The sequence below is a fragment of the Bacillus sp. FSL K6-1000 genome, from assembly GCF_038630785.1.
GTDB classification, from domain to species: Bacteria; Bacillota; Bacilli; order Bacillales; family Bacillaceae; genus Bacillus; species Bacillus safensis.
The window spans coordinates 2,205,297-2,217,609 of the sequence record NZ_CP152042.1 but is presented as its reverse complement, the minus strand read 5'-3'; the positions used below and the strand labels follow the sequence as shown (position 1 = coordinate 2,217,609).

The 12,313-nt window shown below is 42.3% G+C and carries 12 protein-coding genes and 1 riboswitch; of the genes, 7 read left to right on the top strand and 5 right to left on the bottom strand.

Going from position 1 to position 12,313, the window contains the following annotated elements; genetic code table 11:
• Positions 1-156 precede the first annotated feature (156 nt).
• A complete protein-coding gene (locus MHI46_RS11355) occupies positions 157-954 on the bottom strand; it encodes a YqhG family protein (RefSeq protein WP_260774201.1) in 798 nt (265 codons plus the stop codon).
• A gap of 14 nt (positions 955-968) precedes the next feature.
• Entirely contained in the window at positions 969-2,639 is a 1,671-nt protein-coding gene (locus MHI46_RS11350) for a DEAD/DEAH box helicase (RefSeq protein WP_260774199.1), read from the bottom strand.
• Positions 2,640-2,887: 248 nt separating this feature from the next.
• A riboswitch (glycine riboswitch) is annotated at positions 2,888-2,994 on the top strand.
• Between the two features lie 197 nt (positions 2,995-3,191).
• Here MHI46_RS11350 and gcvT point away from each other — a divergent pair.
• The 3 genes from gcvT to gcvPB are packed head-to-tail and all read left to right on the top strand — an operon-like array spanning position 3,192 to position 7,105.
• Positions 3,192-4,289 (top strand): glycine cleavage system aminomethyltransferase GcvT, encoded by a 1,098-nt coding sequence (gcvT, locus tag MHI46_RS11345; protein WP_260774197.1) that lies wholly within the window; start codon positions 3,192-3,194, stop codon positions 4,287-4,289.
• Between the two features lie 16 nt (positions 4,290-4,305).
• Positions 4,306-5,652 (top strand): aminomethyl-transferring glycine dehydrogenase subunit GcvPA, encoded by a 1,347-nt coding sequence (gcvPA, locus tag MHI46_RS11340; RefSeq protein ID WP_064497593.1) that lies wholly within the window; start codon positions 4,306-4,308, stop codon positions 5,650-5,652.
• The gene (gene gcvPB, locus MHI46_RS11335; RefSeq protein ID WP_039179914.1) at positions 5,645-7,105 is read left to right on the top strand and encodes an aminomethyl-transferring glycine dehydrogenase subunit GcvPB; all 1,461 of its coding nucleotides are present in this window, start codon (positions 5,645-5,647) and stop codon (positions 7,103-7,105) included. Before gcvPA ends, gcvPB begins: the two co-directional genes overlap by 8 nt.
• Positions 7,106-7,149: 44 nt before the next feature.
• Here the strand turns inward: gcvPB and MHI46_RS11330 are convergent, their stop codons facing one another.
• Positions 7,150-7,530 (bottom strand): rhodanese-like domain-containing protein, encoded by a 381-nt coding sequence (locus tag MHI46_RS11330; RefSeq protein WP_039183198.1) that lies wholly within the window; start codon positions 7,528-7,530, stop codon positions 7,150-7,152.
• Positions 7,531-7,749: 219 nt separating this feature from the next.
• On the opposite strand from MHI46_RS11330, the gene MHI46_RS11325 reads away from it, so the two are divergent.
• The 3 genes from MHI46_RS11325 to MHI46_RS11315 all read left to right on the top strand — a co-directional run bounded on the left by MHI46_RS11325 (position 7,750) and on the right by MHI46_RS11315 (position 10,086).
• Positions 7,750-8,586, top strand: a complete 837-nt coding sequence (locus MHI46_RS11325; protein ID WP_039179911.1) for a biotin/lipoate A/B protein ligase family protein — start codon at positions 7,750-7,752, stop codon at positions 8,584-8,586.
• Positions 8,587-8,671: 85 nt separating this feature from the next.
• Positions 8,672-9,106 (top strand): transcriptional regulator MntR, encoded by a 435-nt coding sequence (gene mntR / locus MHI46_RS11320; protein WP_003215946.1) that lies wholly within the window; start codon positions 8,672-8,674, stop codon positions 9,104-9,106.
• A 104-nt stretch (positions 9,107-9,210) separates the two neighbouring features.
• Complete coding sequence (locus MHI46_RS11315; protein ID WP_047202281.1) at positions 9,211-10,086, top strand: patatin-like phospholipase family protein; 876 nt, start codon at positions 9,211-9,213, stop codon at positions 10,084-10,086.
• On the opposite strand, the gene MHI46_RS11310 is transcribed toward MHI46_RS11315, so the two are convergent.
• Both MHI46_RS11310 and MHI46_RS11305 read right to left on the bottom strand, forming a co-directional pair.
• A complete protein-coding gene (locus MHI46_RS11310) occupies positions 10,083-10,478 on the bottom strand; it encodes an SA1362 family protein (protein ID WP_039179905.1) in 396 nt (131 codons plus the stop codon). The two genes, MHI46_RS11315 and MHI46_RS11310, sit on opposite strands and share 4 nt — an antisense overlap.
• A gap of 38 nt (positions 10,479-10,516) precedes the next feature.
• Positions 10,517-11,473 (bottom strand): DUF1385 domain-containing protein, encoded by a 957-nt coding sequence (locus MHI46_RS11305; RefSeq protein ID WP_039179902.1) that lies wholly within the window; start codon positions 11,471-11,473, stop codon positions 10,517-10,519.
• 223 nt (positions 11,474-11,696) lie between these two features.
• Between MHI46_RS11305 and MHI46_RS11300 the strand changes: the two genes are divergently transcribed.
• The gene (locus MHI46_RS11300; protein ID WP_126681603.1) at positions 11,697-12,224 is read left to right on the top strand and encodes a YqhR family membrane protein; all 528 of its coding nucleotides are present in this window, start codon (positions 11,697-11,699) and stop codon (positions 12,222-12,224) included.
• The last annotated feature ends 89 nt before the right edge of the window (positions 12,225-12,313 follow it).

Below are 12,313 nucleotides of genomic sequence, written 5' to 3'. Positions count from 1 at the left end.
CATGTATTTCAGGCACTTAACGCATGAAATGGAAAGACATAGGTGGTAAGACCTCATAGTTTGCTTGCGTCATGTTTCCGCCCAATACAAACAGACAAACTTAGCTTTAGACTGATCGAAAATTGTAAGTCACATAAAAGGGGAGGGGACTATGGGTCAACCTCCTCTTTTTTGCTGTAAGTAAAAAAGTCCGCCATTTTCAATCGTAAGACTGATTTTTGGTTCGTATAAAGTTTTGAGTGCTTGCCTTTCTATTTTATATTCTACAGATGTGTCTGAAGTCCCTTCATAAAATTGGTTTAAAAGTTCGGAGTCTTCTTTCCATTTTTGAACAGCTCGCACTGCCCAGTCGTCCGGTTCCTCAAGGGCATAACGTTCCATAAGGCTGTAGAGCCGTTTGATTCCGCTTTCTGGCTTAATCATTGTACTCATCGTAAAACAATAATCGGGAATTTGAGACGACAGCTCGCGAGCTTCCAGCTTTTCTTGAAATTGTTCAATGACTTCTCCGCGTATAAGATGGAGTCCTAATGATAAAAGCTTATCCTTCTTCCGGTCTGCAAGGTAAGAAATTTTTACATTGAGACCAAGCCATGGCTCAAGTGCGATCTGATTGTTCGTGAGCGGGCTGACTCGTTCATAAAGCCGGATAAAACGGCCCTGTTGTTTGACCGCCTCAAATATTTGAAATAACCGGGGGGAGCCGAAATGGATGAATTCACCGCTGACCGTATCACCCGCTTTTTTTTGATCTGTGATGAAAGTCAATTGCCGCGGTTCAGGTACACCGCCAGTTTTTTCAAGCCAGTGCCAATAAAAAGGACGGTTCATAATCAATTTATCCATTTCGATTGTCAGCTGTACGGTCATATGTCCTGCACTTTCTTCTAATATGCTGCATTGATTCGCCTTGAAAAAACGGAGAAGAAAGGTGTGAATGTCATGCTGCTCCATTGATCAACTCTCCTTTATGAGCCCTGCTGTCTCTTTTCTAAAAGTGGTGTTTGTGCTTCAGTTAAGTAAGAAGCAAACTGGGTTAATTTCTTTTTCATGTCTCCATCGGATTCATGCTGGAAGAGAATTTGATGCAACTCTGTTTCGACATCATCAATATCAATTCTCGTTAAAATATCATCTAAATCGCCTATGACGTTTTCGAACAGCTGAATTTTTTCATATAAAAGCTTTAAAATATGCTCTTCAACTGTTCCGTTCGTTGCCATATTGTAAATGTGGACATCTCGTTCTTGACCAAGGCGGTGGATACGTCCGATTCTCTGTTCTAAACGCATCGGGTTCCACGGGAGGTCGTAGTTGATGATTTGGTTACAAAACTGAAGGTTGATCCCTTCACCGCCAGCTTCTGTAGCAATTAACACTTGCGCCCGTTCTCTAAATAAATCTTTCATCCAATCTTTTTTACCCCGCTTAAAGCCGCCCCGAAATGGCACGGAGCTAATGCCATTTTGCTGTAGAAACCATTGTAAATAAATTTGTGTCGCGCGGTATTCGGTGAAAATAATGACCTTTTCATTTAACTGTTGAATGAGTTTGACTACTTCAAGCGCCTTTGAGTTTTGCTCCACTTGATTGATTTTCTCCATGATTTGCGCTATAGCAGAAGAGCCGAGAATATGCTTTTCTTCTTCCTGCATTTTTTTAATCGTCATATAAACTGCCTCACGGCTTGAACAGCATTCTCGTTCCAAGGTCATAATGGAAAACATATGCTTTGTATAAGACGGATTCTCTTTCAGCTTGCAGATTTCATCATACAATGCTTGTTCTGTCGGAGAAAAATCAATGGAAATCGTTTTGACATGCCGTTTTGTCCACTCGATGCCTGTGTCTTGTCTTCGGTTTCGAATCATCACTTTATTGACGAGCTGTTTTAATCGGTCATGGTCTTCAAGCTGCAAGTCCTTTTTGGCAAAGATATCTTTAAATTGATGTTCATTTCCTAGGTGGCCCGGCTTCAGAAGGGAAACGAGATTAAATATTTCTCCGATCCGGTTTTGAATAGGTGTCGCTGTCAGCAGTAGACAGAACTTCTTATTCAGGTTTCTCACAAATTCATAGTTTTTCGTTTTATTGTTTTTCAGTTTGTGTGCTTCATCGATAATGACCATATCGTAGGCAATCGATAAAATCGTGTCTCGATGCGGCTGTCTTTTGGCTGTGTCAATGGAAGAAACGACAACGTCGCACTGCTCCCACACATAGCTCTTTTTTTGTTCAACAGCATCAATATAAAATTTCGTCCGCAGCTCCTGTACCCACTGAGATACAAGGGAGGCGGGGACAAGAATAAGAATTTTTTTGGCAAGTCCACGAATCATGTATTCTTTGATAATGAGTCCTGCTTCTACGGTTTTACCCAGTCCCACTTCATCTGCTAGAATGGCTTTCCCATTCATTTCTTCTACGACTCTTCTGGCTACTTCGAGCTGGTGCTGTAAAGGTGTGAATGCAGGCAGGTGCGCAGGAGCTTGCAGCCCCTCGAATGAATCAATGGCTGTGACTTTTTGAACCTGCGTCGCTAATCGATACATATCCCAGTTCGCCCAGGGGCCGTCTGATGAAAGCCGCTGCTGAAATTCATTTGCCCATTCCTGATCAAAAATCGTTTGAATATTCAATGTGGTCGCCTGCCTTTCTAGTAGGATCTGATAAATTGTTCTGTTTTTAAACGCTTCATTTTTAAAGAGGTCTCTAAAAGACTAGATATATGAATAAAAGCGAACGATATCGAAAGGTTATTTTGAAAATGTTAATGATTTTTCTGTTGCTCTCCATCCATTTCTAATGGTAGGATGTTGATAAGTGATCTAGAAAATAAGTCACCCATTTTGATAGTATGTCCAATAAATGTGAAAAATATGAGCGGATGATGGTATGGGGAGAGACTTGGCGGTTATTTTGCACTGGCAGGCGCCGAAGGAGCAAGCTGAATGATTCAGTGAATCTCTCAGGCAAAAGTACTCTTACCGGACGCAACTCTGGAGAGTGTTTGCTGATCGTTTTAGCAAACCACCAAAGGGGAAAACGCACAATGATGTTGTGCTGTAAACTTTCAGGTGCAAGGACAGAGACCTCTTTTTGATAAAAGGGAGCGCTCTGTCCTTTTTTGCTGTGATTTTTTTCTGAAAATTCAGCTTGCATTTGCACTAAAAAAAAGGGGGAAACGATTGATGTTGAAACGAACACCGCTTTTTCATGCGTATGAAACGTTTGGCGCAAAAACCATTGACTTCGGGGGCTGGGAATTACCTGTCCAATTTTCTTCCATTAAAGAAGAACATGAAGCTGTTCGAACAAAAGCAGGGCTTTTTGATGTGTCTCACATGGGTGAGGTGGACGTCAAAGGTCAAGATGCCCTTCCTTTTTTACAAAGGTTATTAACCAATGATGTGTCTAAGCTGACAGACGGTAAGGCACTATATACAGCCATGTGTTATGAAGATGGCGGAACGGTAGATGACCTGCTCGTCTACCAAAAAGAAAAGAACCACTATTTACTTGTCATCAATGCATCAAATATCGATAAAGACGTGGATTGGCTTTTGAAGCACCAAGAGAAGGATGACGTATTGATCAAAAATATATCTGATCAAACCGCCTTGCTAGCGCTTCAAGGACCTCTTGCAGCTGACATCATCAAAGAGGTGGCGGATGAAGAGGTGACATCGCTTAAACCTTTTACGTTTTTATCAAAAGCTGAGGTCGCAAATAAAGAAGTGCTCGTTTCTAGAACAGGTTACACAGGGGAAGATGGCTTTGAAATCTACTGCCAGTCAGAAGATGCGGTCCACCTTTGGTCCGCTTTATTAGAAGCGGGGCAGCCAAAAGGATTAATACCGTGCGGACTCGGTGCACGTGATACCTTGAGATTTGAAGCAAGGCTTCCGCTTTATGGCCAGGAGCTGACAAAGGATATTTCTCCATTAGAAGGCGGAATTGGTTTTGCTGTCAAAACGGATAAAGAAGCTGATTTTATCGGAAAAGCAGCACTTAAAAAACAAAAAGAAGAGGGACTGAAGCGAAAGCTTGTCGGCATTGAAATGATTGAAAAAGGGATTCCGCGTACAGATTATCCAGTCTTTTCAGGAGAAAAGCAGGTTGGGTTTGTCACAACGGGCACTCAATCCCCAACATTAAAGAAAAATGTCGGGCTTGCTTTGATCGAAACCTCAGAAGCGGAGATTGGGGCAGAGGTGGAAGTACAAGTTCGCAAAAAACGTCTAAAAGCCAAAATCGTCGCAACACCATTTTATAAAAGAGCCAAATAACGAGGGGGAATAGAGGATGAAGCACAGGTATTTGCCGCAAACAGAGCAAGATCAAAAAGAAATGCTGGATGTCATCGGCGTTCAGTCGATTGATGAGCTTTTTTCAGATATCCCAGAGAAGGTGAGATTCAAAGGAGCATACAACATCAAAGAAGCCGCATCTGAAACAGCGCTTGTCAGGGAATTATCCCGGCTAGCTGCAAAGAATAAGGATACAGTTTCCTATGCATCGTTTCTTGGTGCTGGTGTATATGATCATTACCAGCCTGTCATTGTCGATCATGTTATCTCACGCTCTGAATTTTATACAGCGTATACACCTTATCAGCCGGAGATTTCGCAAGGTGAATTGCAAGCGATCTTTGAATTTCAAACAATGATTGCTGAGCTGACTGGTATGGATCTAGCCAACTCCTCGATGTATGATGGCGGGACGGCACTAGCTGAAGCGGCAATGCTTGCTGCGGGACACACAAAGAAGAAAAAAGTGGTGGTTTCTGAAACGGTTCACCCTGAATCAAGAGCGGTGCTGAAAACATACGCCAAAGGACAAAACATTGAAGTTGTTGAAGTGCCTGCGAAAAAAGGGCAGACAGATTTAGCTGCACTGGAAAAGGCCGTCTGCGATGATACAGCAGCAGTTCTCGTGCAATATCCAAACTTTTTTGGTGTCGTCGAGCCGTTAAAAGACATTGAACCCCTTGCACACAAAGGAAAAAGCCTGTTCATTGTCTCTAGCAATCCCCTCGCACTCGGGCTATTGACGCCGCCTGGAAAACTTGGGGCAGACATTGTCGTTGGTGATGCGCAGCCGTTCGGTATCCCAGCTGCATTTGGCGGACCTCACTGCGGATATTTTGCTGTGATGAAAAAGTTGATGAGAAAAGTGCCAGGTCGATTAGTCGGGCAGACAGAAGATGAAAATGGTGTTCGTGGATTTGTCCTGACTCTTCAAGCGCGTGAGCAGCACATTCGAAGAGATAAAGCGACGTCAAATATTTGCTCGAACCAAGCATTAAATGCGTTAGCTGCTTCTGTTGCCATGACGGCACTAGGGAAAACAGGCATAAAAGACATCGCCTATCAAAACGTGCAAAAAGCCCATTATGCCAAGACGCAGGCAGAAAAATATGGACTGCAGGCGGATGTAGAAGGGGCTCATTTTAATGAATTTGTGATCAAGTTACAGGAGCCTGTGAAAGAAGCCAATAAACGATTGCTTGAAAAAGGAATCATCGGCGGCTACGACTTAGGGCTAGACTACCCAGAGCTTCAGCAGCACATGCTTGTAGCCGTGACAGAGCTGAGAACAAAAGAAGAAATTGATACGTTTATCAAGGAATTGGGGGATCGCCATGAATAAACAAGATCAGCCGCTTATTTTTGAATTATCTAAAGAAGGAAGAATTGGGTACAGCCTGCCTGATTTAGATGTACCTGAACAGGAGATCCCGTCTTTATTTGATAAGACGTACATCCGTGATGAGGATGCTGAGCTTCCTGAAGTATCTGAGCTTGATATTATGCGTCATTATACAGCATTATCAAGACGCAATCATGGGGTCGATTCCGGATTTTATCCTCTTGGCTCTTGTACGATGAAATATAATCCAAAGATTAATGAAAAGGTTGCACGCCTTGCAGGTTTCTCGCAGGTCCATCCACTACAAGAGGCAGACACTGTACAAGGTGCATTAGAATTACTATACGATCTAGGTGAACATCTTGAAGAAATTACGGGGATGGACGCTGTGACATTACAGCCTGCGGCAGGAGCACATGGCGAGTGGACGGGACTCATGATGATCCGTGCGTACCATGAAGCAAGAGGAGATCATCAGCGTACAAAAGTCATTGTGCCTGATTCTGCTCATGGAACGAACCCGGCATCTGCGACAGTCGCTGGATTTGAAACCATTACTGTCGCATCTGATGAAAACGGGCTTGTTGATCTAGAAGATTTACGCCGCGTTGTTAATGAAGAAACAGCTGCTTTAATGCTTACAAACCCGAATACACTTGGCCTCTTTGAAGAAAATATTTTAGAAATGGCTGAAATCGTTCACGGAGCAGGTGGTAAACTTTATTATGACGGAGCCAACTTGAATGCGGTTTTAAGTAGAGCAAGACCAGGGGATATGGGATTTGATGTTGTCCACTTAAATCTTCATAAAACCTTTACAGGCCCACACGGAGGCGGAGGTCCTGGTTCAGGTCCAGTTGGCGTTAAAAAAGATTTAATTCCGTATTTGCCAAAGCCGGTGCTTGTAAAGAAGGAAGGTCGTTTTTACTTTGAATATGACCGTCCGGAATCAATCGGGCGCGTGAAGCCATTCTATGGCAACTTTGGCATTAACGTCAGAGCCTATGCGTACATCCGCTCTATGGGGCCAGACGGCTTAAAGGCTGTAACCGATAATGCCGTGTTAAATGCGAACTATATGATGCGCCGCTTAAGCGCTCATTATGATTTGCCGTTTGATCGTCACTGTAAGCATGAATTTGTCCTTTCAGGTAAACGTCAGAAAAAATTAGGTGTGCGGACACTGGATATTGCCAAACGATTACTTGATTTCGGCTACCATCCGCCAACGATCTACTTCCCGCTCAATGTAGAGGAATGTATCATGATTGAACCGACCGAAACAGAATCAAAAGAAACACTTGATGCATTCATCGAAGCAATGATTCAAATTGCGAAAGAAGCAGAAGAGAATCCTGAAGTGGTGCAGGAAGCGCCGCATACAACCGTCGTGAAACGTATGGACGAAACAAAGGCCGCTCGGAATCCCGTTCTCGTTTTTGAAAGAAAATAAAGAAAAAAGACTCAGGGGGAATCATGCTCCCAGAGTCTTTTTTGTTAGTTCTTCGTTTTAATGCGGCCGCCCCATTTTTTAAAGCCGCCTTTTAAATTATAAATCTCACGGCAGCCATTTTTACGTAAAGTTTGGGCTGCTTTTCCACTTCTGAAATTATTTTGACAATAGAGATAAACAGGCTTGTCAGGACGTATTTCATTTTTGCGCTGCTTTAGTTGGGAAAGAGGGATATTTCTTGCCCCTAAAATATGTCCGCCTTCAAACTCATTTGGCTCTCTCACATCAATGAGCTGGGCTTTGCGGTAACCTTTAATAAATTCTGCTTCCGTCAGCGTTTTCATAATGCGCTGCTGATAAATGTAGCTGCCGATGGAATAAAGAACAAAAAGTCCACAAAGTGAGAGGACGATATAGTTGAACATTGACAATACAACTCGACTCCTTCTTGAGCATCAGCACAGTAGCCTGTCTGATGGTACGTTTTAGACAAATACTATTATAGTAAAGCATAAGAAACTTGTCATCATAAATGGTAAGAATTATTTTCAATTCCGTTCCTATTTGATAGACTGATGAAGAGAGAAAACCGGTGGTCACCACCATCATCTAACATTGACTACGTAAAAGAGAAGGGATTTTATATGCAAAAAGAGAAATGGTGTTTCATTGATTCAGGAAACCAAGACCCTGCCTTTAACATGGCAATGGACGAAGCCTTGCTTTATTGGCATAGTGAGAAGCTCATTCCGCCTGTTATCCGCTTTTATGGATGGGATCCGGCGACATTATCTGTTGGGTATTTTCAGAACGTTGAAAAAGAAATCAACCTAGAAGCTGTCAAGCGCTATGGTCTTGGATTTGTCCGCAGACCAACCGGAGGACGAGGAGTACTACATGACCAGGAGCTGACCTACAGCGTGATTGTGTCAGAGGAACATCCAGAAATGCCAGCAACGGTGACAGAGGCGTACCGTGTCATTTCAGAAGGCATTTTAGAAGGCTTTAAAGAGCTGGGACTCGATGCGTATTTTGCCATTCCTCGTACAGATAAAGAAAAGGAAAGCTTAAAGAACCCAAGATCTTCTGTATGCTTTGATGCCCCTTCTTGGTACGAGCTTGTTGTAGAAGGCAGAAAGGTAGCGGGCAGTGCTCAGACGAGACAAAAAGGTGTCATCCTCCAGCATGGATCTATTTTAATTGACCTTGATGAGGATAAATTATTCGATTTGTTCCTTTATCCTAACGACCGAGTAAGAGAGCGGATGCAGCGAAGCTTTAAAAACAAAGCGGTTGCCATCAATGAAATCTCAGACCGAACTTGTACGATAGACGATGCGCGTGTTGCGTTTAAAAGAGGATTTGAAAAAGGATTAAATATTGAGCTTGAACCTTATGAGCTGACAGATGAAGAATTAGCGTTTGTCCATCATCTCGCCAAAACGAAATATGCCTCAGATGATTGGAATTACAAGCGTTAAGACGATGGACACTCCTTGTTTTTTAATGAACGATGGTGTAGAATTGGGTTGATTATTAAGTAAAGGTGCATTATGGAGGGGTTTTATGACTACACCTAGTATGGAAGATTACATTGAACAAATTTATATGCTGATAGAAGAAAAAGGATATGCCAGAGTCTCTGATATTGCAGAAGCACTCGCTGTCCATCCCTCCTCTGTAACAAAAATGGTTCAGAAGCTAGATAAAGATGAATACCTCATTTATGAGAAGTATCGTGGTCTAATTTTAACCCCGAAAGGCAAAAAAATTGGAAAACGTCTCGTATACAGACATGAACTGCTGGAGCAATTTTTAAGAATCATTGGTGTAGATGAAGAGAAAATTTATGATGATGTAGAAGGCATTGAACATCATCTCAGCTGGAATAGCATTGACCGCATCGGCGATCTCGTTCAATTTTTTGAAGAAAACGATGAGCGATCTGTTCAGCTGAAAGCGATTCAAAAGAAAAACGAACAAACAAATCAAGAATCTTAATCAAAAAGGACACCCTTAGCATGGGTGTCCTTTTTGATTAAAGTTCTAATTGAAAGCAAATGCTCCTACACTATTATTAGCGTGAAATCAAAGGGGGCTCCTTGATGAAGATAGATGGTGTGTTCTCAGGTGGAGGCATTAAGGGGGCAGCGCTTGCTGGTGCCTATGAAGCGCTTGAAGCGAGAGGATTTCAATTTGTCCGTCTTGCTGGTACAAGTGCTGGAGCAATCATTGCTTCACTCATCGCAGCAGGTTTTACAAGCCAGGAAATTCGGGAGCTTTTAGATGAAATGGATGAGCATCAATTGCTTGATAGAAGATGTCAATTCATCCCGTTTAAAATGCTTAGGTGGGTATCCATTTACTGGCGTCTTGGTCTTTATAAAGGAGACCGGCTGGAAAAATGGCTGACTGATGTGCTAAAACGAAAAGGGGTCACCGTGTTTGGAGACCTCAAAAAAGATTCGCTGAAAATTGTTGCGTCCGATTTAACGAATGGAAAAATCCTCGTACTGCCAGACGACCTTCCTTCATATGGCCTAAATCCAGAGCGGTTTTCCGTGGCAAGGGCCATTCGAATGAGCTGCAGCCTGCCTTATTTTTTCGAACCTGTCAAACTGAAGTCTTCAAAAGGCATTTGTACCATTGTAGATGGAGGAGTGCTTAGCAATTTTCCAATTTGGCTGTTTGCTGAAGAGAAAAAAAGACCATTCGTCGGTGTCACATTAACGCCAAACGAAAAAGAACGCCCACAACACTCCATCCGCAATGCGTTTGAACTGTTTGGCGCTCTTTTTGAAACGATGCGTGGTGCTCATGACGAAAGACATATCGCCACAAAACACGAACGTCATATTATTTTTATTCCTGTAGAACACGTCATTGCCACTGATTTTCAACTCATGACAGAAAAGAAAAAGGCGCTCGTCGATCTAGGCAGACAGAAGGCCGAGCAATTTTTAAAAAGCTGGACATTTTAAAATAAGGCGCGATTCTTCTTTTTGTTTTTCTTGCCTTCAATCACAGTCAAATGTGTTTGGCTTTTCTTTTTGAGAAGGACGGGCTTAGACTTGTGGTCAGTCGGCACGCTTCGCAAATGAGTGACCCGATTTTTCATCTGGCTTTTCGTTTTTGGTTTAGGCTGCTGGTAGCGACGTTTTGATTGTTTGACTGCTTTGCGATAAAGATTGCCTTCTGTTCCAGTTCTTCGATTCATCAGCCATCTAAATAGGAAAAATAGGGCCGCTCCAATGATCACAACAGACAGCAGCATTGTAAAAAGTCTGCCTGGGTTCGTTGTGAGTAAGTACACAAATCCCAAAACACCTAAAGCGAAAATAATGGTAAAAGCAGGATGTACTCGGCGATTCATAACTGTCCACCTCCGAAGGAATTTACCGGATTTATAAGTTAGATCACTTGATGAGCAGAATCTGACGCTTGTTTTAGAGATGCTTCCTCTAAACGAAGAAGTTCATTAAAACTTGCAATGGCTACCTCGACTTGATCGTCAGAAGGTTCTTTTGTTGTAAGCAATTGCAGCCAAAGGCCAGGATAGCCAAGCACTTTAAGTACAGGCACTTCTCGGAGTTTGTTCGTGAGCTGAAGCACTTCAAATGAAATGCCCAGAACAACCGGAATGAGCGCCAAGCGGTTCAGAACTCTCACCCATAAAGGATCTGTCGGTACGAGTAAATAGACGAACATTCCAACAATGACAGTGAATAAAATAAAGCTGCTGCCGCATCGATAATGTAGACGGGATTGCTTTTGGACATTTTCCACTGTGATGTCAAGGTTCTGTTCATAGCAGTTTATGACTTTATGTTCTGCCCCATGATATTGAAATACTCTTTTAATTAAAGGGGTCATGGAAATAAAGTAAATATAGCCTAATAAAAGGACCAATTTAAAGAATGTTTCCACTGCGATTTGTGCGAAATTCCCTGAAAAGATGGGACGCACAAGCTCTGCTAAAAAGACAGGTACCAGGGTAAAGACAAATTTACTAAAGAGAAGAGAGAGAACTCCGATCACAGCAATGCCGAAAATCATGGATAATTTCGAGCCTTTTTGTTCTTTTTCAAGAGTATGATCTTCAGAAGGATCTAAGTCATATCGCTCACTGGAGAAGTTTAAGTGCTTACTGCCGTTTGCGCTTGCTTCAACAAGTGCAGCAACACCCCTGACAAAGGGGATTTTCTTGAGAAAGGCGGTTCGTTTATTGGAGGTCCGGGGAAGCTTCAAAAACTCAATGGACTGGTCCTTTCGCCGAATCGCTGTCACATAGTTCTTCTTACCTCCGAACATGACACCTTCGACAACTGCCTGCCCTCCATAAGCTGGAGGTTTTGTTTGATTGGACATATTTCATCAACCTGCCTGTTTCCTGTAATTTACATGCATTTCCTTATACCTTTATTGTACAGGAAATGAGGGGAAATCACTAGCGCCCAGGTCGATTATCTACTAGAATTCTATCTACCTCTTTTTAGCCAGTATACCCTGTTTTAAAAATTTTACACTCACGCATGGAAATCCTTTTTTTTCATGACATTTTGGACATACTACTTGCTGGAGGTGTTCACAAATGAAACGTGATGAAAAGAAAAACCAAGAAGAAAAAAATCAGTCCGTGCAAACGACATCACTTGTGGCAAGAGCAGCTGCTACAGGCTTTGTAGGCGGTGTTTTTTGGGGCTTTATCGGGTTTCTGACCTATGTGTTCCATTTTTCAGAGGTGAGTCCTAACATGCTGCTTCAGCCATTTGTGCTTGGAGAGTGGAAAAAGGGAGGACTTGGTACTTTTATAAGTATTATGCTGTTAGGAATTTTATCGATTGGAGCCGCCTTTATTTATTATGGGCTTTTAAAAAGGATCAAAGGCTTTTGGATGGGTCTGGTTTATGGCGGGCTTTTATGGCTGCTCGTTTTTTACGTATTTAATCCCATTTTCCCAGATGTAAAGCAAGTACAAGACTTGCAGCAAAGCACCATTGTAACGACATTTTGCCTATATATTTTATATGGCATGTTTGTCGGGTACAGCATTTCGTTTGAATATAATGAATTGACGAGTCAAAAGCTTGCGAGGGCACTCGGGAAAAAGACAGAATAAAGTGTAAATCACCTATTCATATGATAAAATATTTTTGGAAACGAAAGGTTTCTAAGGAAAAAGAAACAGATCTCAATATAGATTGAATT

Coding starts and splice junctions, on each gene's coding strand:
- MHI46_RS11355 (WP_260774201.1), bottom strand. CDS start 954: ATGGAGCAGCATGACATTCACACCTTTCTTCTCCGTTTTTTCAAGGCG.
- gcvT (WP_260774197.1), top strand. CDS start 3,192: ATGTTGAAACGAACACCGCTTTTTCATGCGTATGAAACGTTTGGCGCA.
- gcvPA (WP_064497593.1), top strand. CDS start 4,306: ATGAAGCACAGGTATTTGCCGCAAACAGAGCAAGATCAAAAAGAAATG.
- gcvPB (WP_039179914.1), top strand. CDS start 5,645: ATGAATAAACAAGATCAGCCGCTTATTTTTGAATTATCTAAAGAAGGA.
- MHI46_RS11330 (WP_039183198.1), bottom strand. CDS start 7,530: ATGTTCAACTATATCGTCCTCTCACTTTGTGGACTTTTTGTTCTTTAT.
- MHI46_RS11325 (WP_039179911.1), top strand. CDS start 7,750: ATGCAAAAAGAGAAATGGTGTTTCATTGATTCAGGAAACCAAGACCCT.
- mntR (WP_003215946.1), top strand. CDS start 8,672: ATGACTACACCTAGTATGGAAGATTACATTGAACAAATTTATATGCTG.
- MHI46_RS11315 (WP_047202281.1), top strand. CDS start 9,211: ATGAAGATAGATGGTGTGTTCTCAGGTGGAGGCATTAAGGGGGCAGCG.
- MHI46_RS11310 (WP_039179905.1), bottom strand. CDS start 10,478: ATGAATCGCCGAGTACATCCTGCTTTTACCATTATTTTCGCTTTAGGT.
- MHI46_RS11305 (WP_039179902.1), bottom strand. CDS start 11,473: ATGTCCAATCAAACAAAACCTCCAGCTTATGGAGGGCAGGCAGTTGTC.
- MHI46_RS11300 (WP_126681603.1), top strand. CDS start 11,697: ATGAAACGTGATGAAAAGAAAAACCAAGAAGAAAAAAATCAGTCCGTG.